The sequence below is a fragment of the Geobacillus vulcani PSS1 genome (assembly GCF_000733845.1).
Taxonomy (GTDB): domain Bacteria; phylum Bacillota; class Bacilli; order Bacillales; family Anoxybacillaceae; genus Geobacillus; species Geobacillus vulcani.
In genome coordinates this window covers 1,362,194-1,381,814 of record NZ_JPOI01000001.1, presented here as the reverse complement: position 1 = coordinate 1,381,814, position 19,621 = coordinate 1,362,194, and the positions used below count along the sequence as shown (strand labels likewise).

The window sequence follows — 19,621 nt, the reverse complement described above, 5'->3', positions numbered from 1 at the left end:
AAAACAACAAAAACTATTCCTGAAAATTAGACAATTTTCTACAAATTATGAGATGGAGAGGCGCAGTTTTCCTGAATGCGTCAAGACGTCTTGATCACCGCCAGCCATTCAGCGCCCTTTTGCCTCCATCAAAACAACAGGCGCCCCCTCCGTTAGGGACGCCTATTCCCGCTATTTTTTCAAATTGTAAAACGAGCGGATGCCTTGGTATATCGCGGTGTGGCCGAGCTCGTCCTCAATGCGAAGCAATTGGTTGTATTTCGCGACGCGGTCTGTACGTGAAGGTGCACCTGTTTTAATTTGACCAGCGTTTGTCGCCACCGCGATATCGGCGATCGTGCTGTCTTCCGTTTCGCCGGAGCGGTGCGAGATGACTGCCGTGTAGCCGGCGCGTTTCGCCATTTCGATGGCATCGAACGTTTCGGTCAACGTGCCGATTTGGTTGACTTTAATCAAGATTGAGTTGCCGACGCCTTTTTCAATGCCTTCGGCCAATTTTTTCGTGTTCGTCACAAACAAATCGTCGCCGACGAGCTGCACTTTGTGGCCGAGCCGCTCGGTGAGCAGTTTATGGCCTTCCCAGTCATTTTCATCGAGCCCGTCTTCGATCGAGATGATCGGATATTTCGACACGAGCTCTTCATACCAAGCGACCATTTCTTCCGACGTTTTGACGACGCCTTCGCCTTCCAAATGGTACTTGCCGTCTTCTTTGTTATACAGCTCGGACGACGCGACGTCCATCGCGAGCATCACTTGTTCGCCCGGTTTGTAGCCGGCTTTTTCGATCGCTTCGATGATCGTTTGCAGCGCTTCTTCGTTCGATTTCAAGTTCGGGGCGAAGCCGCCTTCGTCACCGACTGCCGTGTTGTAGCCTTTCGCTTTTAGCACCGCTTTTAAGCTGTGGAAAATTTCCGCCCCCATGCGCAGCGCTTCGCGGAAGCTTTCCGCACCGACCGGCATGATCATGAATTCCTGAATGTCAACGTTGTTGTCCGCATGCGCGCCGCCGTTTAAAATGTTCATCATCGGCACCGGCAGCGTTTTGGCGTTAAAGCCGCCCAAGTATTGGTACAGCGGCAGACCCAGTTCGTCCGCTGCCGCGCGGGCGACGGCCAGCGACACGCCCAAAATGGCGTTGGCGCCGAGCTTGCTTTTGTTTTCCGTGCCGTCTAATTCAATCAGCTTCCGGTCGATCGCCACTTGGTCGGTGACTTCGAGGCCGATGATTTCCGGCGCGATCACTTCGTTGACGTTTTCGACTGCTTTTAGCACCCCTTTGCCGAGGTAGCGGTTTTTGTCGCCGTCGCGCAGTTCGACGGCTTCATATTCCCCGGTTGAGGCGCCGCTTGGCACCAGCGCGCGGCCGAAGCCGCCTTCTTCCGTATACACTTCCACTTCCACCGTTGGATTGCCGCGCGAATCGAGCACTTCACGCGCATACACATCGATAATCGCAGACATCTCGATACTCTCCTTTCAAGATTTATTCATGAACGATTAACGTTTTTCCGGTCATTTCTTTCGGCTGCGGCAAGCCGAGCAAATCGAGCATCGTCGGCGCCAAGTCGCCTAAAATGCCGCCGTCTCTGAGCTTGATGCCTTTTTTCGTTACGATAACCGGCACCGGATTCGTCGTATGGGCCGTTTGCGGCTTGCCGTCCGGCGTCAGCACTTCATCCGCATTGCCGTGGTCAGCGGTGATGATCGCGATGCCGCCTTTGGCCAAAATGGCATCGACCACTTTGCCGAGGCACTCATCAACCGCTTCCACCGCCTTGATCGTCGGTTCGAGCTTGCCCGAATGGCCAACCATATCCGGGTTCGCGTAGTTCAAGATGATCGCATCGTACTTATCAGCCGCAATCTCTTTCAGCAGCGCGTCCGTCACTTCATACGCGCTCATTTCCGGCTTCAAGTCGTACGTCGCCACTTTCGGCGAGTTGATCAAAATCCGATCTTCGCCCGGAAACTTCTCTTCGCGGCCGCCGCTGATGAAAAATGTCACGTGCGGATATTTTTCCGTCTCGGCGATGCGCAATTGGCGCAAGCCGTGCTGCGACAACACTTCGCCAAGCGTGTTGTCAAGGTTCGTCGGCTTGAACGCCACGTACCCTTTCACCGTTTCGCTGAAATGCGTCAAGCAGACAAAGAACAAATGCTTCGGATGCTTCGGCCCGCGGTCAAACTCGCGGAAATCTTCGTTCGTGAACGTGTTTGAAATTTGGATCGCCCGGTCGGGGCGGAAATTATAGAAGATGATCGCGTCGTTGTCTTGAATCGTCGCCACCGGACGGCCGTCTTCGCGGACGATGACCGACGGTAGGACGAATTCGTCGTAAATGCCATGCTTATAGGAGTCTTCAATGCATTCAAGCGGATCCCGGTACGTCGGGCCTTCGCCGTACACCATGGCCCGATACGCCTTCTCGACGCGGTCCCACCGCTTGTCGCGGTCCATCGAGTAGTAGCGGCCCGATAACGTCGCGATTTCACCGACGCCGTATTCCTTGATTTTTTCCTGCAGTTCTTTGATGTATTGCGGCGCCGTTTGCGGGCCGACGTCGCGGCCGTCCAAAAAGCCGTGGATGTACACGCGCTTCACGCCTTCTTTCGCCGCCAGGCGCAAAAGGGCGTACAAATGGTGAATATGGCTGTGCACCCCACCGTCCGAAAGCAAGCCGAACAAATGCAAGCTCGTCCCATGCTGCTTCACATGGTTCATCGCCGCCAAAAACGTTTCATTGCGGTCAAACTCGCCTTCGCGAATGGCGATATTCACCCGCGTCAAGCTTTGGTAGACGATGCGGCCGGCGCCGATGTTTAAGTGCCCGACCTCCGAGTTGCCCATTTGCCCTTCCGGAAGCCCGACCGCCTCGCCGCACGCCTTGAGCGTTGTATGCGGGTATTCGTTCCAATAGCGGTCAAAGTTCGGCTTCTTCGCTTGGGCGACCGCATTGCCGTATGTTTCCTCGCGCAGCGCAAACCCGTCCAAAATGATGAGAGCCACCGGTTTTTTACTCATGGCGGCCCGCCTCCACCAATTGCAAGAATGAAGCCGGCTCGAGGCTCGCCCCGCCGACTAAGGCGCCGTCAATCTGTTCTTGCGCCAAGAAGTCGCGGATGTTGTCCGGTTTGACGCTGCCGCCGTATTGAATGCGGATCGCTTCCGCCGCTTCCGGGCCAAACAAGCGCGAGACGACCGAACGAATATGGCCGCAAACTTCATTCGCATCTTCGGCGGTTGACGATTTGCCCGTGCCGATCGCCCAAATCGGCTCGTATGCGATAACCGCTTCCTTCACTTGGTCCGGCGTCAATCCCGCGAGCGCTTTTTCCACTTGTGAAGCGACGACGGCGTTCGTCTGCCCCGCTTCCCGTTCCTCAAGCGATTCGCCGCAGCAAATAATCGGTATAAGCCCACGGGTGAAGGCCGCCAACACTTTTTTGTTCACGGTCTCATCCGTTTCCGCAAACATTTGCCGGCGCTCCGAATGGCCGAGGATGACATACGTAACGCCGATGTCTTTCAGCATGACCGGGCTCACTTCGCCCGTGTACGCCCCTTGGTCGGCAAAGTGCATGTTTTGCGCCCCGATGTTTAAATCGGTGCCCTCTGCCGCTTGCACTAACCGATCCAAAAAGAGAAACGGCGCGCAAACGATGGAATCGACTTCGTCCGCCGGCGGCACGAGCCCTTTTACTTCCTCGACAAATTGAACAGCTTCCGCCAGCGTTTTATGCATTTTCCAGTTGCCTGCAATGATGCGTTTTCTCATCGTTCACCCTTCCTTTCGATGGGCGGTGTCCGCCGCCATGCGCCCAATCTGGCGCCGTGGGTCATTTGTCTTGCAACGCAACGACACCCGGCAGCTCTTTTCCTTCCATGAATTCGAGCGAAGCGCCGCCGCCGGTGGAAATATGATCCATTTTGTCGGCCAAGCCGAATTTTTCAACCGCCGCCGCTGAGTCCCCGCCGCCGATGACCGAATACGTGTCGGTCGCTTCCGCCAATGCTTGGGCAACCGCTTTTGTCCCATGGGCGAACGCCTCCATTTCAAAGACGCCCATCGGGCCGTTCCAGACGACGAGCTTTGATTGACGAATGACATCGCGGTACAATTCGCGCGTTTTTGGACCGATGTCAAGCGCCTCCCAATCGCTTGGGATGGCGTCAATCGGCACGACTTTCGTATTGGCGTCGTTGGCGAACCGGTCGGCGATGACGACGTCCACCGGCATATAAAAACGGACGCCTCTTTCTTTCGCCTTTTCCATAAATGATTTGGCTAGGTCGATTTTGTCCTCCTCCAGCAACGACTTGCCGACGTCATGGCCGAGCGCTTTGACGAACGTATACGCCAGCCCGCCGCCGATGATCAAGTTGTCGACTTTCTCAAGCAAATTGTCGATGACGCCGATTTTGTCTTTCACTTTTGCGCCGCCGATGATCGCTGTAAACGGGCGGTCCGGATTCGAGAGTGCCTTGCCGAGCACTTCGAGTTCTTTTTCCATCAAAAAGCCAGCGACCGCCGGCAAGTAATGAGCGATGCCTTCCGTCGACGCATGGGCGCGGTGGGCGGCGCCGAACGCATCGTTGACATACAGATCCGCCAGCTCCGCAAACGCTTTGGCCAGCTCGGGATCGTTTTTCTCTTCGCCGGGGTAAAAACGGACGTTTTCCAGCAAGAGCACATCGCCTTCGTTCAAGTTCGCGACCGCCGCTTTCACCTCATCGCCGACCGCTTCATTCGTTTTGGCGACCGGCCGCCCAAGCAGTTCGCCGAGCCGCTTCGCAACGGCATCCAAACGCAATTCTTCGACCACTTTCCCTTTCGGGCGGCCGAGGTGGCTCGCTAAAATGACTTTCGCTCCGTTTTCGATCAAATAGCGGATCGTCGGGAGTGCGGCGCGAATGCGCGTGTCATCGGTGATGGCGCCTTCTTCCATCGGCACGTTAAAATCGACGCGGCAAAAGACGCGTTTTCCTCTCACCTCAACATCGCGAATCGTCTTCTTGTTCATCGTTCGGGCCCCCTTTTGGCTGCAGTTTCGACAAAGGAAAAGGAGTGGGGATCATTTCCCCGCTCCCCTCCATTTCCCTATTATAGACTTGAACGGATGGAAAACTCAACGCCGAGCCGACATTACAGCCCTTTGGAGGCGATGTAGGCGGCCAGGTCAACGACGCGGTGCGAATAGCCCGTTTCGTTGTCATACCACGAAACGACTTTCACCATTTTGCCTTCAATGACCATCGTCGACAGCGCATCGATTGTCGACGAAGCGGTGCTGCCGTTGTAGTCGCGCGACACGAGCGGTTCTTCACTGTAGGCCAAAATGCCTTTCAGTTCGCCTTCCGCCGCTGCTTTCAACGCCGCGTTCACTTCTTCGACCGTCACTTCTTTTTCCAGCTCCGCCACCAAGTCGACGACCGATACGTTCGGCGTCGGCACGCGCATCGCCATGCCGTTCAATTTGCCTTTCAATTCCGGCAGAACGAGCGCCACAGCTTTCGCCGCCCCGGTCGTCGTCGGGATGATCGATTCCGCTGCCGCACGGGCCCGGCGCAAATCTTTATGCGGCAAGTCCAAAATTTGTTGGTCGTTCGTGTACGAGTGAACGGTCGTCATCATGCCGCGGATGATGCCGAATTTCTCATGCAGCACTTTGGCAAACGGCGCCAAGCAGTTCGTCGTGCACGAGGCGTTCGAGATGACATGATGGGCTTTCGGGTCGTATTTGTCTTGGTTGACGCCCATGACGATCGTAATGTCCTCGCCTTTCGCCGGCGCGGAAATGATCACTTTTTTCGCGCCCGCTTCCAAATGCTTCGCGGCGTCTTCGCGTTTCGTGAAGCGGCCGGTCGATTCGACGACAATGTCAACGCCGATCTCGCCCCACGCCAAGTTCGCCGGATCGCGTTCCGCCTTGACGATGATTTCTTTGCCGTTGACGACCAAGTTGTTGCCGTTCACCGACACTTCGGCATCCAGACGGCCATGGACGGAGTCGTACTTCAACAAATGCGCCAGCGTATTGGCATCGGTTAAATCATTCACCGCCACCACTTCAATGTCCGGGTTTTTCAATGCCGCGCGGAACACGTTGCGCCCGATGCGGCCAAATCCGTTAATCCCAATTTTTACTGCCATCGTTGGTTCCTCCTTATGAATTAGATTGTATCGGCAAGGGACTTGACTCCCCTACTAACGCTTTCGCGGCACCTTCGTCCGTCACCAGGAGCGAACGCGGGGCCTGCTTCATGTAGGCGCGAATGGCCTTCGCTTTCGATGCCCCTCCGGCAACGGCAATGACATGCTCGACATGCGGGAGGTGTTCCAGTTGAATGCCGACCGTTTTCACTTTATGCACGACGTCGCCGCGCTCGTTGAAATAGTAGCCGAACGCTTCAGCGACCGCATGGCGGGCGATGATGTTTTCCATCTCCGCAGGCGGCGTTTTCCGCCGCTTGGCCATCGTCATCGCTTCGCCGATGCCGTGGACGACCATGCGGCACGATTGAATGAGTTCCAACACTTCTTTCACCGCCGGCTCTTCGACAAGCGACGCGTACGCTTCATCGCTCAAGTGGTCGGGCACGTGCAGCAACCGATAGCGGCCCGTCGCTTTTTCCGCCATTTTCGCACAAATCGTGTTCGCCTGATTCTCAACATCTTCACCAAGGCCGCCGCGCGCCGGCACGAACAACACATCGCGAAGCTTCGAATCCGGCGTCATCATCTCCGCGACCGCCGCCATCGTCGTCCCGCCGGCCACGGCGACGATGTCCCCGGGTTCCAGCAGCTCCTTCATGCAGGCGACACACGCTCTTCCCATTTCTTTTTTTACCCAAGGGGAACGGTCGCTATCCCCGGCGACAACAATCACGCGCGGAATGCCGAGCTGCCCCTGGAGCGCGGCTTCTAGCTCTTTGAGACCGAGCGCTTCCCGCATGAAATCATTGAGCGTATGAAGGAGCGCCTGGCCTTCCTCCGTCAATCGCATGCCCGACACATCGGCGAAAAGCAAGTTTTGCCCTTTCAAAAACTCCGTTTCCGATCGGAGCACCCGCTCGCTCATGCCAAGGCTCGCCGCCAGCGCCCGCCGCCCGATCGGCGCCATGAGCGAAATGGAGTGCAAAATTTGATATCGTTTTTGCATAACATCAAGCAAGTCAGGCAATAACTTTTTTTGCGCCTCTAATAACGATCGCATCGGCTCTTTCTCCTTGGTTTGACATAGGGACATTATTTGTCCCGGTGTGACATATTATGTCCCACCTCTTCATAAAAAATTCCTCCCGCGCCATGTCCATTATAACAGGAGGCGGCGGGGCGTTCAACTGTTTTGCGCCGCCCGCAACCGCTTTCTCACCGTTTCTTTTTCAATCATTCCATAGCCGATTTCTTCGCCGTTGAGTTCCACGACGGGAATCATCAGCTGGTATTTTTCAAGCAGCGCATCATCTTGATAAATATCCACTTCTTCGATCGTAAAGGCCATGTCCGCCTGCAGCTCCATCAACACCGCCTTGGCTTTTTCACAAAGCGGGCAGTTGGTTTTCGTATACAAACGGATGTGCATCAGTTTCTTCCTTTCTTCCATCTTATGCATGATTTACAGATTCGTGTATTGCTTCCGCTTCGCCGAGGACGGAATGCGCAGCTGCTCGCGGTATTTCGCCACCGTTCGCCGCGAGATGGCGATGCCGTGCCGGCCGTGAAGCAAATCGGCAAGCTGCTGGTCGGAAAGCGGCGCTTGCGGGTCTTCGGCGGCAATCAGCTCTTGGATGATCGCTTTCACTTGGGTCGACGAAGCGGCCTCATCTGTTGCCTCGGCGGTAGCGGCGCTCGAAAAAAAGCGGCGCAGCTCGACCGTGCCGAACGGCGTTTGCGCATATTTATGGCGCACCGCGCGGCTCACCGTCGATTCATGCACCCCCAGTTCCTCAGCCACCTCGCGCATTGTCATCGGTTTGAGCGCGGACAGCCCGAATTCGAAGCACGGGCGCTGCCGTTCCACGATGACCGCCATCAGCTGAAGCAGCGTCTGCTTGCGCTGTTCCAGACTTTTCGCGAGCCACGCAAACTGCCGATATTTTTCTTTGATAAACTGTTCGGCCTGCCGGTCGCCGGATGCGGCAATGCGCTGCTCGTACTCCCGGTTCCACCCGAGCTCCGGATGGATGTCGTCATTGTAGGCGACCACCCAGTCTCCATCCGCCCCCCTGGCGACGATCACATCCGGCACCACCAAAGGCGGTTTGTCGCTCGAATAGTGAATGCCCGGCCGCGGCTCGAGCGAGCGAATGAGCTCAAAGACGCGCTGCAGCTCGCCAAGACCGACGCCAAGCTGCTTGGCCAACGTTTTCCACGACTTTTCCGCAAAGGGGACAAAATGGCAGCGGACGATCGTTTCCGCCAGCTCGTCGCGCTCCGGAAGGCGTTCGAGCTGCAAACGAAGGCACTCGGCCAAATCACGCGCCCCGACTCCCGGCGGGTCGAGCGACTGAACGAGGCGCAGTCCCCGCTCCATCTCTTGTTCTGACGCAGAAAATTGCGCCGCCAGCTCAACGAGCGGGACACGCAAATAGCCGTCCTCATCAAGCGAAGCGATGAGACAACGAACGATGCGCTCATCCCGATCGGCCAGCTTGAGCGAAGGCAGCTGAGAAAGCAAATGGCCGACGAGCGTCTCCTGCCGGGCCCCGATGTTCTCCAGCCACTGCTTTTGGTCCCGTTCCGTCCGATGGACCCGCTGCCGCCCCCGGCTGCGGCGAATTTCCAAAAACGGGTTTTCCAGCGACCGCTCATATAAAAACGCTTCCAAATCCACCGCGGAATACTGAAGCAGTTCAATCGCCTGCACAAGTTCCTTCGTCAGCGCCAACTGCAGCCGCTGCTCCTGCCTTAACTCCGCCCTCATCGTCACGCCCCCTTTTCTTTTATTGTACACGACGGGAAGGGGAGGAGGTAGAAGAAATTTTTGACGGCTGCCTGCAGGCAAACAGACGAAGGGAACCAAAAACGCCCCCTTCTTCTGACCCTATGTAGCGATCAAAACGAAAAACGACCGCAAACGCGGTCGCATCAAGGGATTTGGGAATCTCAATCCGAACTTGTCGGATAGTTGGAACGCCCCTCGGCAGGATAATAACCATATCCTAAAAGTATTGATATTTCAATATTTGAGCCACACGTTCTCTTGCATCGTGCAAAATTTGTGCAAAATTATTTTCGGCTGCTATCCCGTGCAAAAAAGGCGGAGCGATCCGCCTTCTTTTCGTTGCTCATATTCCATCCTTTTTAATCTTCCTCATCATCTTCTCGATGAAAGAAGGGATACTTCAGAAGCATTTTCTGAAACGATCCCTCATCCCTTATGGGAAGACGGCGATGCGGAAACTTGTAGTAGCATTTTTGATGCATGACAGTATTGACGATGTCGAGGAACCCTTTTTCGTCTGGCTGAATCGGCTCAGAACAAATCGGGCAACGCAGGCGGCCGATGATTGGAAACATGTTCATTTCTCCTTCCAAGATAATAACTCATCCAATAAATACTTCATCAAGTCATTTCTTTGGAACGACTACCATGAATTTCGTGGAGAAATGGGCGGTTGGAGGAGGAAGAGACCCGGACTGCAGCCTCGGCCAAGCCAGCTCGGATCGAACAGGACAAACGGAAGACAGGGCGGTTGTTGGCGGATGTGATGCGTCAAAACATCCCGTATCTTCAGCGGTCATCAGGGACGCCGATGTATCAAGCGCCGTCGGCACTTCAGGATGTTGGTTAGGTGTAAAAAATGGAATACAATATCACCGCCTCAAGATGAGGGATGAGAGTCCGAAAGCGTTTGCGATATTAATTCCTGAAAATTGTTCACTAACCGTCCATTTACAACGTCCGTAGTGAACCAAAAAAAGTTCCCACAAAGTCTTGACTGACTCCGCCAAAGTTGTTAAGTTTAAATTATGAAAATTCGGAAAATATAATGATAGGGGGGAGTTAAAAGTGGTGAAACGTCTATCATTATGTTTAGGAGCCTTTCTACTCGGACTAGGATTATTTATTTCGCCTAAAGGTGCTTCCGCCCATGATAATGGAAGACAATTGGGCCAATAACGACACGATCGGCTATGGATACGAGACAGACGGTGGGTATGTTCTAGCCATTCAACGAATGCTAAAAGATACACCTTGGGGTTATAGTGCAGTCGACGGATATTGGGGTTCTAAAACCTATAATGGAGTGGTTAATTTTCAAAGAAACGAAGGTATAGCGGCCGATGGTATTGTTGGACCTGTTACATGGGAAGAGTTTGAGGATTATCGGGTCTATGTTGGTTATTTAGGTTCTACTCAATATTATGAATGGAACTATAACTTAACCGATAGCTATCCGGCTACCTATTTGCGTGATGCATGTTATGGATGGTATATTGATGTAACAACTAACAATTCCGAGGACTATTGGCATGTTGACCATGATTTTGAAAGATTAACGTACATGTGCTTATAAGGGGGGTTATCATGAAGAAGAAAAATCTCATAATTGGCGGTATTGTAGGAGCAGCACTTGCTGTTGTTATTTCCGGTTTTGTTTCACAAGAAAAAGCAACATCAGCAAATTCCTATCAAAACACGAAAGTGACAGAAGATACAAAAATAAAGGTCGAACGTTTTAATGGAATTGCCCAAGACAAACTGCCGTTTAAAGCCAAAAAACCGACTGTGCTTCCGGAAGATGTGAAAGAACTTGAACCTAAAACAGAGGTAGTTACTCAAGGAGCCAAAAAACTAACGGTTGTCAAACAGGCGTGGGTGGATAAAGACGCTGATAAGAAGTTAAAGTATCAACGAAAAGAATTGTTGATCATTCAATCCGATGATGATGGAACAGTTAAGCCGATGAATGTTCTCTCAAAAGGAGAAAAAATTCAAGTAGCTGGCGTAGATGCATGGTTGATTAAGCGTGGCGAACATGATCCTATTCAATTGATATTTTGGAAAGATGGTCGTTACTTTAATGTCCGAGGTATGAACATTAAAGCCGACAAATTAATCAAGATTGCAGAATCCCTGCAATAATCAAAATCTCGGCTATCTGCCGGGGTTTTTTATCTTTTTAACATAGTTCCGAAAGAAGTCTCCCGCTTCAAGCGCATGAAGCCCTTCAACGAATGTTTGAAGAACGTTACAATTAACCAAATAATGTAAATCAATGAGATAAGGGGATTTTCCCTTTCCACACAGGAGACTGAATATTCAGTCTCCTGTGTGGAGGAAACAGCCCCCTCTATTCCAAATCCATTTCAGAGATACCCTATCTATTTTACATTACACAAAATTCTTGACGTTACCAGGAACTCCGAAAACATCAAAATGAATTAGCTATGAAAACTGGATTGAGAAACACGAAAAATTTAGTGTTTATCAATTCAAAAATGGAAATTGTGACAAATAACGCGGTCAATAAAACGTTGCGAGCATTATGCAAAAAAATCGGGATTAAAACGATCACTTGTCACGGGCTCCGGCATACTCACGCATCCATGCTCTTGTATAAAGGAGTGAATATCAAATACGTTTCACGAAGACTGGGCCATAAAGATATTGTAACCACTTTACAAACGTACTCGCACATTTTAGATGAGATGGAACAAAAAGAGTCCCGTCAAGTTGATCTCGCGATGGAGGAGCTGTATCATGCCAAATAGCCGTGCAAAATTCGTGCAAAATTTTTTCGGATTCTATCGTTTTTTTCGGGATTCCCAAAAATAAAAAACGACCGCAAACGCGGCCGCACTCAAAAATGATAGATCCTATACGCGTAGCGCCCTCGGCAGGATTCGAACCCACGCTAAGAGAACCGGAATCTCTCGTGCTATCCACTACACTACGAGGGCATATCATTTTATGATTTCTCTGTTTCGTTCCGTCGCATGTTCTATTATAGCAGGATCGCACAAAAATGCAAGAGGAAAAATGCAATAAAAAACAGGAAAAATGGAATCTTTGTTCCTTCCCCATCAATGACACAGCCGCGGGCAACGGGTTAAAAAAATGAAAAAGCGGTTATGATGAAAAGAGGGATGTTCGCCCCCAGCCGCGAATATGTTATAAAGAATGGAGAAGGCGTTTTGTTTGACCTTCATTGACCATTCGTGTATGATGAAGACGTACATATTGATCCATTAAGATGGAAAAGGAGGCGTTTTTTGATGTATTTGATTCCGACTGTCATCGAACAGACGAACCGCGGGGAGCGGGCGTACGACATTTATTCACGCTTATTGAAAGACCGAATTGTGTTCCTTGGCAGCCCGATCGACGATCAAGTGGCCAACTCGATCGTCTCGCAGCTGTTGTTTTTGGCGGCGGAAGACCCGGACAAAGATATTTCTTTGTACATTAACAGCCCGGGCGGCTCGATCACAGCCGGCTTGGCGATTTACGACACGATGCAGTTCATCAAGCCGGACGTCTCGACGATTTGCATCGGCATGGCCGCTTCCATGGGGGCGTTTTTGCTGGCCGCTGGTGCGAAAGGGAAACGATTCGCCTTGCCGAACAGTGAAATCATGATCCACCAACCGCTCGGCGGCGCCCAAGGGCAAGCGACAGAAATCGAAATCGCGGCGAAGCGCATTTTGTTCCTGCGCGACAAATTGAACCGCATTCTATCGGAAAACACCGGCCAGCCGATCGAAGTGATCGAGCGCGATACGGACCGCGACAACTTTATGACCGCGCAAAAAGCGCAAGAATACGGCATCATTGACCGCGTGCTGACGCGCGCTGATGAAAAATAAGCCAAAGCAAACGTCGGCAGAACCGCGATAGAGCCGCGCCTGCCTCGACATGGACGAAAAACAAAACAGCAGAAAAGGCTGCTTCCGACCAAAACGGAGCAGCCTTTTCCGTTTCCTTAAAGCCCTCATGCCGCCTTACTTGTCCCTTTGCACATAGGCGGCGAGCTTTTCGATCGCTTCTTGCTCATCCGGCCCGTCGGCCACGAGCGTGACCACCGCTCCATGGCCGATGGCAAGGCTCATCAAGCCCATAATGCTTTTTGCGTTGACACGTTTCCCGTCTTTTTCCAAAAAAATATCAGCGGAAAAACGGTTCGCTTCTTGGACAAACAACGCCGCCGGGCGCGCCTGCAACCCGGTTTTTAATTTCACTTCCACTTGTTTTTCAACCATTCTCCATCTCCCCTTTACAGCGATTTATGGAAATCGACCGGCTTTCCGGCCCGCAGCCGCTCCGCGATCTCATCAATTTTGCGCAGCCGGTGGTTGATGCCGGATTTGCTGATTTTCCCGCCGGCGACCATCTCGCCGAGCTCTTTCAGCGTCACGTCTTGATGCTCAATGCGAAGCTTCGCGATTTCCCGCAGCTTGGCCGGCAGCGAATCAAGGCCGATCGTCTCATCGATGTAGCGGATGTTTTCGACCTGCCGGAGCGCGGCACCGATCGTTTTGTTCAAATTGGCGGTCTCGCAATTGACAAGCCGGTTGACCGAGTTGCGCATGTCGCGGACGATGCGGATGTCCTCAAAGCGGAGCAGCGCCTGATGGGCGCCGATGATGTTCAAAAACTCGGCGATTTTTTCGGCCTCTTTTAAATACGTAATAAACCCCTTTTTCCGTTCCAACGTTTTCGCATTTAAAAGAAAGTGGCTGTTCATCAATTCGCATAACGCCCGGTTATGCTCCTCATACAGCGAAAAAATCTCCAAATGGTAGGACGACGTCTCCGGATTGTTGACCGAACCGCCAGCCAAAAACGCCCCGCGCAAATACGAGCGCTTGCAGCATTTTTTCTTGACGAGTTCCGGAGAAATATCATGGATGAGCGAAAAATCGCCGTTCACAATGTAAAGCTCGCGAAGGAGCTCAGCCGCACCATCGGTGACGCGGACGATGTAGACGTTGTTTTTTTTCAAGCGCATTTTCTTGCGGACGAACAGCTCGACGGCGGCATCATACCCTTTTTTCAGCAGCGTATAAATGCGCCGAGCGATCGCCGCATTTTCCGTCTGAACATCGACGGCCATTCGCCCGCCGGAAAACGACAGCGAACCGTTCATGCGCAAAAGCGCCGACAGCTCCGCCCGCAAGCAGCAAGACTTCACTTCCAAATGGGTCAATTCTTTCTTCGTTTCCGATGCAAAAGACACGATCGCTCCACCTCCATTCGTTCCCCGCATCCGGCCGGTGGAGGTGCCTGACATTCGGCGCGGCCATCGGAAGCGCCGCCTCCCCATGATGGCGCTTGGCGTTCCACTCAGCCCCTTCCCTCAAGAGCAGGAGAGAAGCCCGAGAAGAAGGGCGGCGACTTTCGCCGTATTATGGCGAATCACCCCATCTTCATACGTGACAATATCATCGCGGATGACTTGCAACGAAAGCCCGCTGCTGTCGTCACGCACCGGCTCGGCCCGCTCGGCCTCATAGCGGCGTCGGATCGCCTCCGGGATCACCCCGCTGTTGATGATCACCGCGTCCAAAAACGGGCCGCCAAGATGAGCATGAAGCGCCTCCACATGGTCGCTCACCGTATAGTGCGGCGTCTCGCCGGCCTGAGTCATAATGTTGCATATATATACTTTTTTCGCCTTTGCCTTGCACACTTCCTGCCCGATTTTCGGCACGAGCAAATTCGGCAAAATGCTCGTGTATAAGCTCCCCGGGCCGATGACAATCAAATCGGCGCGGCGGATGGCATCAACCGTCTCCGGCAGCGGCTCAATATCCTCTGGGGTTAAAAACACCCTCTTAATTTTTTTCCCCGCCCTCGGGATTTTTGACTCGCCAGAGATGATGGAACCGTCTTCCATCTCCGCGTGCAAGACGACGCTTTTGTTCGCCGCCGGCAACACTTGGCCGCGCACGTTCAACACTTTGCTCATCTCGCGGATCGCCTTGACAAAATCGCCGGTAATCGACGTAAGCGCCGCCAAAATCAAATTGCCGAGCGAATGGCCGGATAAGCCGTTGCCGTTTTGAAAACGGTGCTGGAACAGCTCGACAATGAGCGGTTCGACGTCAGACAGCGCGGCCAACACGTTGCGGACATCTCCAGGCGGTGGGATGTGCAGCTCATCGCGCAGCCGCCCGGAACTTCCGCCGTCATCGGCGACGGTGACAATGGCGGTCAAATCCAATTCATGCTGCTTCAGCCCCCTCAGCAGCACGGGAAGCCCGGTGCCGCCGCCGATGACGACCAGTTTCGCTGCTTGTTCGTTCCTCATCGGTGTATGTCCTTTCCCCTCTCCATGTCCCGGTGCGAGACAGCGGTTTTATAGTCGGTCGAAAAATGGCGGGCGATGTATTCGGCGAGCGTCACTGAGCGGTGCTGGCCGCCCGTGCAGCCGATGGCGATCACCAGTTGGCTTTTTCCTTCGCGCTGGTAATACGGCAGCATAAACGACAACAAGTCGATCAGCTTTTCCAAAAACTTTTGCGTTTCCCCCCACTTGAGCACGTAGGATGATACCTCATCGTCCAACCCGGTTTTTGGCCGCATATGTTCAATGTAATGCGGGTTCGGCAAAAAGCGGACGTCAAACACCAAATCCGCATCAATCGGAATGCCGTACTTAAACCCAAACGACATGACGTTGATGGTGAACCCGGATTGAGCGTGCGAGGAAAACTGGCGGATGATTTTCTCCCGCAGCTCGCGCGGCTTGAGCCCCGTCGTATCGTAAATGATTTGCGCCCGTCCTTTGATTTCTTCCAGCAGCTTCCGCTCAAGGCGGATCCCCTCAAGCGGGGGCTCGTTCGGCGCGAGTGGATGCGTCCGCCGCGTTTCTTTGTAGCGGGCGACCAGCGTCGAATCTTGGGCGTCCAAAAACAACACTTGCGGGATGACCCACGCTTGCTCGGCCAACTCATCAAGCGCAGCGAACAAATGGTCGAAAAAGTCGCGGCTGCGCAAATCGATGACGATAGCAACCTTATTCATTTTATTTCCGGACTCTTTCACGAGCTCCAAAAATTTCGGCAGCAGCGTCGGCGGCAAGTTGTCAATACAAAAAAAGCCGAGGTCTTCAAAGCTTTGGATCGCCACCGTTTTGCCTGCACCGGACATGCCGGTGATGATGACAAGCTGAATCGGTGGCAGCGCTCCGTTTTGCCCCATTGTCGTCTCTCCTCTCCATCAACTCGGATCCAACCGATACGAAAGCAGTTCAAACTCCTCTGTATACACAAACACCCCGTACATGACCCCTTTGCCTTTCAAGGCGTAGTCCAAAATATGATAGTCGCCAGGGGCCATCGGCAGCGTCGAAAGCGTCTCCACTTTATGCCAGGCGAGCGTCCCTTCTTCGGAAGACAGCACATTTTCACCGATGAAGTCGTCGGCGAAAAACGTAAACATCATCCACTCCGACACCGTTTCATTCCCATTTTTCATCACGATCGTAAAGACGCCTTTCAGCTCCGGATTCTTCAAATAGATGCCTGTCTCTTCTCGGTATTCGCGAATGCACGCTTCACGCACCGTCTCGCCGGGCTCCATTTTGCCGCCCGGAGCGACCCACCAGCCGCGCTTCGGCTTTTGCAAAAGCAGCACTTGGCCGTCTTTATATAATACGCAGTTTGTCACCCGTTGCAATTTGTTCACCCCAACCATTCGGCAAACACACATAATCAGTTTCATTTTACCATAAATAGTTAGGCTGCTCCACCTTCAAACCGCTGGAAACCGTCCGCTTTCCCGCCTGCAAAAACCACGGGCCCCACACTTCGTTTCCCAACCGAAAGACGCCATTCCCCAGCTGTTTGCAGAGCACGGCGGAAGGCAGGCGCAAAACAAAAAAGAGACGCGGACAAACGCCCGCGCCAAATGAAAGGATCTATATAAAAGGGGGTCAATTACTTACTTATAGCATACGACACTTCTATTGCATTCGTGTTACATCTGGATTAAATCACCATTACGGTTTTGTTGCGATTTCGTTACCGGTTCAGCGAACCCCTTGCTTATGAAGCTTTTCTTTCAGTTCCTCGACGTAGTGCTGGGCGCTTTGGGCGGCGATGCTGCCGTCGCCGGTCGCGGTGACGATTTGCCGGAGCGTTTTTTCCCGTACATCTCCCGCGGCGAAAATGCCCGGCACTTTCGTCTCCATCTTCTCGTTCGTCACAATATAGCCGTTTTCATTCGTGATGCCAAGGCTCACAAACGGCTTCGAGAGCGGCGCCATCCCGATGTAAATGAACACACCGTCGCATGGAAATTCACGCTCTTCACCCGTTTGCGTATGCACAAGCGTCACACTGCCGACTTTCCCGTCCTTTTCGTTGATTTGTTTCACTGTATGGTTCCAGATGAAATCAATTTTCTCATTGGCGAACGCCCGGTCTTGCAAAATTTTTTGCGCCCGCAGCTTGTCGCGGCGGTGGACGATCGTCACTTTATTGGCAAACCGCGTCAAATAGACGCCCTCTTCCACCGCCGAGTCGCCCCCGCCGACGACGACCAAGTCTTTTCCTTTGAAAAACGCCCCGTCGCACACCGCACAGTACGAAACGCCGCGGCCGCCGAGCTCCGCCTCGCCCGGAACGCCGAGCTTTTTATATTCGGCTCCCGTGGCGATGATGACGGCGCGCGCCTTGTATTCTTTGTCGCCGACGATGACCGTTTTGTACGCCTCGCCGTCGATGATTTCTTTCACGTCGCCGTAAGCATACTCCGCTCCAAATTTTTTTGCATGTTCAAACATTTTCGTCGCCAATTCCGGGCCTAAAATCGTCTCAAACCCTGGGTAGTTCTCGACTTCCTCAGTGTTGACCATCTGCCCGCCCGGGACGCCGCGCTCGATCATCAGCGTCGACAAATTGGCTCGCGATGTATAGACAGCCGCCGTCAGCCCCGCCGGCCCGGCTCCGGCAATAATCACATCGTAAATTTTTTCGTCTGCCACACCGTCCACTCCTTCGCTCGAGAATCCTTCCATTTTCATCGTATAGAAGTCGATTCGCCCTGTCTATTGATTTGCTCATGTATAGAGCCGGCGCGCTTTTTGCACGTATTTTTGCACTGTCGCCGCCGAGACGCCGTATTTGACCGCCATTTCTTTTTGCGTCACACGCTCTCCTTGCTGTCGGCGCCACATGTATTCAATCGCTGCCGCCCATGCAGCTCCGTTCGCAAACGGTTCGCGATCAGCCGACGGATGAACGGCCATCGCAAAGGCAAAGCGACAGAGCGCTTCCTTTTCCTCATTATGTGCGGAAAGCACATCGACCATGCGGACGATGTTCGCCGCCCAGGCGGACGGGCCATCGGTTAAACCGAACAAAACGTAATCGATAAATGGACGAAGTCGCGGATCGGCCGGCAACAAGCGGCAAACGGCGAGCGACATTGTCATTTCTTTCGAACGATGTGAACGGCTGAACAAATACAACCCGTACAACCAGTCAGCCAGTTCACCACTCTCAAACAAAGCAATCATGCGAATCAACCATTCATCCGTGAGCGATGTCGCCGCCCACGGCTCCTCGCCGCGTTTTTCCGGATGAAGCGCGAGAAACTCTTCCCACATTTGCCGAGCAAGCGGTTCATGCCCGGTATAGTAGGCAGCGCAAGCGAGCCAATAATAAAACGGCCCGTCACCGTGGAACCTTTGCTTATACAGACGGTGCAGCCAACGGAACGCCAAATCGAACCGCCCGACGAGCGCAAACGTCGCCCCGAGCTTATATTGATGCTCATGAAAAAATGGATACAGGCCGGCCAATGTCTCGCACAGCGCCGCCACCTGCTCTTCGTCGCGCAAATAGTGGGCAAACACAAGCGCATTGCAAAGCGCATGCAAATTGCCGGGGTCGCGCTTGAGCACGTCACGCACTTTCTTTTTCGCTTTTTCGATATCGCCGCTGTAAAAATAGGCAAGCGCCAAGTTGTTATGCGCCGCCCAAACGTCGGGATAGCGGGCGACAATCGCCTCGAGCGCCTCAATGGCTTCCGAAAACCGCTCCTCTTCCAGCAAGCGGCGGGCGCGATCCTCGAGCGCCATGAGGTCTTCCTGCTCTTCCGTCCATTCCGAGCCATCGAGCCGAAGCAGCTCAAGCAAGTCTGCCGCATCGTCGGCAAACTCTCCGTCCGGCTCATGCGTCAAATAGCGTTCGGCGTATTGCCTTGCCTCGCGAAACAGCCCGAGGCAGGCAAAATTGTTCGCCAAAAAATACAAACAGTCGTACATCGTCTCATCCAAATCGTGAATGATTTTCAGCAGCCATTGGTTGGAAAACTGATATTCGCCAAGCTCCGACAGCACAAGCGCAAGCTGCAAGGCGAATGAAGCATCGCGCTCATCCAAGCGGACGGCGCGCTCGAAATATTTTCTCGCTTTTTCCAAATCACCATGGTCGTATGCTTTCATCCCTTTTTTGAAAAAGAAATCCCCGCTTTGGATGAACGGCACAATCGTTGCTTTTCGTGATGATCGCTTCAGCTGTTTTCCCATTCTGTCCTCCGTTGTCCGTAAAATTCGTCGAACAACAGTATACCATATCAGGAGCGAAAACAAGCAAGAAACTTTAGGAATGCGGTTTTTCTATGAAAAAGAACGCCGGCGCGATGGCAGACGTTCTTTTTT

The 19,621-nt window shown here is 53.1% G+C and carries 19 protein-coding genes, 1 tRNA gene and 2 pseudogenes; 5 read left to right on the top strand and 17 right to left on the bottom strand.

The genetic code is table 11. From position 1 onward, the window contains the following. Nucleotides 1-171 precede the first annotated feature (171 nt). The 9 genes from eno to N685_RS0107315 all read right to left on the bottom strand — a co-directional run bounded on the left by eno (nt 172) and on the right by N685_RS0107315 (nt 9,524). The gene (gene eno / locus N685_RS0107355) at nt 172-1,464 is read right to left on the bottom strand and encodes a phosphopyruvate hydratase (protein WP_031407166.1); all 1,293 of its coding nucleotides are present in this window, start codon (nt 1,462-1,464) and stop codon (nt 172-174) included. A 22-nt stretch (nt 1,465-1,486) separates the two neighbouring features. Continuing rightward, nucleotides 1,487-3,025 (bottom strand): 2,3-bisphosphoglycerate-independent phosphoglycerate mutase, encoded by a 1,539-nt coding sequence (gene gpmI / locus N685_RS0107350; RefSeq protein WP_031407164.1) that lies wholly within the window; start codon nt 3,023-3,025, stop codon nt 1,487-1,489. Further along, the gene (tpiA, locus tag N685_RS0107345) at nt 3,018-3,779 is read right to left on the bottom strand and encodes a triose-phosphate isomerase (protein ID WP_031407162.1); all 762 of its coding nucleotides are present in this window, start codon (nt 3,777-3,779) and stop codon (nt 3,018-3,020) included. Before tpiA ends, gpmI begins: the two co-directional genes overlap by 8 nt. A gap of 61 nt (nt 3,780-3,840) precedes the next feature. Then, on the bottom strand, nt 3,841-5,025 hold the full coding sequence (locus tag N685_RS0107340) for a phosphoglycerate kinase (RefSeq protein WP_031407160.1): 1,185 nt from the start codon (nt 5,023-5,025) through the stop codon (nt 3,841-3,843). A gap of 122 nt (nt 5,026-5,147) precedes the next feature. Further along, entirely contained in the window at nt 5,148-6,155 is a 1,008-nt protein-coding gene (gap, locus tag N685_RS0107335) for a type I glyceraldehyde-3-phosphate dehydrogenase (protein WP_031407159.1), read from the bottom strand. A 13-nt stretch (nt 6,156-6,168) separates the two neighbouring features. Next, nucleotides 6,169-7,218: a sugar-binding transcriptional regulator gene (locus tag N685_RS0107330; protein WP_031407157.1), complete on the bottom strand. Its 1,050-nt coding sequence runs from the start codon at nt 7,216-7,218 to the stop codon at nt 6,169-6,171. Nucleotides 7,219-7,341: 123 nt separating this feature from the next. After that, entirely contained in the window at nt 7,342-7,587 is a 246-nt protein-coding gene (locus tag N685_RS0107325; RefSeq protein ID WP_031407155.1) for a glutaredoxin family protein, read from the bottom strand. Nucleotides 7,588-7,620: 33 nt separating this feature from the next. Continuing rightward, a complete protein-coding gene (rpoN, locus tag N685_RS0107320; RefSeq protein WP_031407153.1) occupies nt 7,621-8,928 on the bottom strand; it encodes an RNA polymerase factor sigma-54 in 1,308 nt (435 codons plus the stop codon). A 380-nt stretch (nt 8,929-9,308) separates the two neighbouring features. Beyond that, nucleotides 9,309-9,524, bottom strand: coding sequence for a hypothetical protein (locus N685_RS0107315; RefSeq protein ID WP_031407151.1), 216 nt, complete (start codon nt 9,522-9,524; stop codon nt 9,309-9,311). An 86-nt stretch (nt 9,525-9,610) separates the two neighbouring features. On the opposite strand from N685_RS0107315, the pseudogene N685_RS19535 reads away from it, so the two are divergent. The 4 genes and pseudogenes from N685_RS19535 to N685_RS0107295 form a co-directional block, all read left to right on the top strand. Further along, nucleotides 9,611-9,799, top strand: a pseudogene (locus N685_RS19535) (ISLre2 family transposase); the annotation flags it as partial. 300 nt (nt 9,800-10,099) lie between these two features. Beyond that, nucleotides 10,100-10,525, top strand: coding sequence for a peptidoglycan-binding domain-containing protein (locus N685_RS18340; RefSeq protein WP_237746883.1), 426 nt, complete (start codon nt 10,100-10,102; stop codon nt 10,523-10,525). An 11-nt stretch (nt 10,526-10,536) separates the two neighbouring features. Further along, nucleotides 10,537-11,094 carry a DUF4367 domain-containing protein gene (locus N685_RS0107300; protein WP_031407149.1) on the top strand — a complete coding sequence of 186 codons (558 nt, stop codon included), beginning with the start codon at nt 10,537-10,539 and terminating at the stop codon, nt 11,092-11,094. A gap of 272 nt (nt 11,095-11,366) precedes the next feature. After that, a pseudogene (locus tag N685_RS0107295) lies at nt 11,367-11,723 on the top strand (tyrosine-type recombinase/integrase); the annotation flags it as partial. 117 nt (nt 11,724-11,840) lie between these two features. Here the strand turns inward: N685_RS0107295 and N685_RS0107290 are convergent. Then, nucleotides 11,841-11,912 (bottom strand) — tRNA-Arg (locus tag N685_RS0107290). Nucleotides 11,913-12,227: 315 nt separating this feature from the next. Between N685_RS0107290 and clpP the strand changes: the two genes are divergently transcribed. Next, the gene (gene clpP, locus N685_RS0107285) at nt 12,228-12,818 is read left to right on the top strand and encodes an ATP-dependent Clp endopeptidase proteolytic subunit ClpP (RefSeq protein ID WP_031407146.1); all 591 of its coding nucleotides are present in this window, start codon (nt 12,228-12,230) and stop codon (nt 12,816-12,818) included. 135 nt (nt 12,819-12,953) lie between these two features. On the opposite strand, the gene N685_RS0107280 is transcribed toward clpP, so the two are convergent. From N685_RS0107280 to N685_RS0107250, 7 genes are all read right to left on the bottom strand, one after another. Then, nucleotides 12,954-13,211: an HPr family phosphocarrier protein gene (locus N685_RS0107280; protein WP_031407144.1), complete on the bottom strand. Its 258-nt coding sequence runs from the start codon at nt 13,209-13,211 to the stop codon at nt 12,954-12,956. A gap of 14 nt (nt 13,212-13,225) precedes the next feature. After that, the gene (gene whiA / locus N685_RS0107275; protein ID WP_031407142.1) at nt 13,226-14,188 is read right to left on the bottom strand and encodes a DNA-binding protein WhiA; all 963 of its coding nucleotides are present in this window, start codon (nt 14,186-14,188) and stop codon (nt 13,226-13,228) included. Between the two features lie 120 nt (nt 14,189-14,308). Beyond that, nucleotides 14,309-15,262, bottom strand: coding sequence for a gluconeogenesis factor YvcK family protein (locus tag N685_RS0107270; RefSeq protein WP_031407139.1), 954 nt, complete (start codon nt 15,260-15,262; stop codon nt 14,309-14,311). Next, the gene (rapZ, locus tag N685_RS0107265) at nt 15,259-16,155 is read right to left on the bottom strand and encodes an RNase adapter RapZ (RefSeq protein WP_031407137.1); all 897 of its coding nucleotides are present in this window, start codon (nt 16,153-16,155) and stop codon (nt 15,259-15,261) included. The genes N685_RS0107270 and rapZ overlap by 4 nt, the downstream gene beginning before the upstream one ends. Before the next feature lie 18 nt (nt 16,156-16,173). Then, on the bottom strand, nt 16,174-16,650 hold the full coding sequence (locus N685_RS0107260; RefSeq protein WP_031407135.1) for an NUDIX hydrolase: 477 nt from the start codon (nt 16,648-16,650) through the stop codon (nt 16,174-16,176). Nucleotides 16,651-16,984: 334 nt separating this feature from the next. Beyond that, nucleotides 16,985-17,941 carry a thioredoxin-disulfide reductase gene (gene trxB, locus N685_RS0107255; RefSeq protein WP_031407133.1) on the bottom strand — a complete coding sequence of 319 codons (957 nt, stop codon included), beginning with the start codon at nt 17,939-17,941 and terminating at the stop codon, nt 16,985-16,987. Between the two features lie 75 nt (nt 17,942-18,016). Then, nucleotides 18,017-19,489, bottom strand: coding sequence for a tetratricopeptide repeat protein (locus N685_RS0107250; RefSeq protein WP_031407131.1), 1,473 nt, complete (start codon nt 19,487-19,489; stop codon nt 18,017-18,019). Nucleotides 19,490-19,621: the final 132 nt, after the last annotated feature.

Excerpts from the sequence above, each read along its gene's own strand:
- eno (WP_031407166.1), bottom strand. The coding sequence starts at position 1,464 with ATGTCTGCGATTATCGATGTGTATGCGCGTGAAGTGCTCGATTCGCGC.
- gpmI (WP_031407164.1), bottom strand. The coding sequence starts at position 3,025 with ATGAGTAAAAAACCGGTGGCTCTCATCATTTTGGACGGGTTTGCGCTG.
- tpiA (WP_031407162.1), bottom strand. The coding sequence starts at position 3,779 with ATGAGAAAACGCATCATTGCAGGCAACTGGAAAATGCATAAAACGCTG.
- N685_RS0107340 (WP_031407160.1), bottom strand. The coding sequence starts at position 5,025 with ATGAACAAGAAGACGATTCGCGATGTTGAGGTGAGAGGAAAACGCGTC.
- gap (WP_031407159.1), bottom strand. The coding sequence starts at position 6,155 with ATGGCAGTAAAAATTGGGATTAACGGATTTGGCCGCATCGGGCGCAAC.
- N685_RS0107330 (WP_031407157.1), bottom strand. The coding sequence starts at position 7,218 with ATGCGATCGTTATTAGAGGCGCAAAAAAAGTTATTGCCTGACTTGCTT.
- N685_RS0107325 (WP_031407155.1), bottom strand. The coding sequence starts at position 7,587 with ATGCACATCCGTTTGTATACGAAAACCAACTGCCCGCTTTGTGAAAAA.
- rpoN (WP_031407153.1), bottom strand. The coding sequence starts at position 8,928 with ATGAGGGCGGAGTTAAGGCAGGAGCAGCGGCTGCAGTTGGCGCTGACG.
- N685_RS0107315 (WP_031407151.1), bottom strand. The coding sequence starts at position 9,524 with ATGTTTCCAATCATCGGCCGCCTGCGTTGCCCGATTTGTTCTGAGCCG.
- N685_RS18340 (WP_237746883.1), top strand. The coding sequence starts at position 10,100 with ATGATAATGGAAGACAATTGGGCCAATAACGACACGATCGGCTATGGA.
- N685_RS0107300 (WP_031407149.1), top strand. The coding sequence starts at position 10,537 with ATGAAGAAGAAAAATCTCATAATTGGCGGTATTGTAGGAGCAGCACTT.
- clpP (WP_031407146.1), top strand. The coding sequence starts at position 12,228 with ATGTATTTGATTCCGACTGTCATCGAACAGACGAACCGCGGGGAGCGG.
- N685_RS0107280 (WP_031407144.1), bottom strand. The coding sequence starts at position 13,211 with ATGGTTGAAAAACAAGTGGAAGTGAAATTAAAAACCGGGTTGCAGGCG.
- N685_RS0107270 (WP_031407139.1), bottom strand. The coding sequence starts at position 15,262 with ATGAGGAACGAACAAGCAGCGAAACTGGTCGTCATCGGCGGCGGCACC.
- rapZ (WP_031407137.1), bottom strand. The coding sequence starts at position 16,155 with ATGGGGCAAAACGGAGCGCTGCCACCGATTCAGCTTGTCATCATCACC.
- N685_RS0107260 (WP_031407135.1), bottom strand. The coding sequence starts at position 16,650 with ATGGTTGGGGTGAACAAATTGCAACGGGTGACAAACTGCGTATTATAT.
- N685_RS0107250 (WP_031407131.1), bottom strand. The coding sequence starts at position 19,489 with ATGGGAAAACAGCTGAAGCGATCATCACGAAAAGCAACGATTGTGCCG.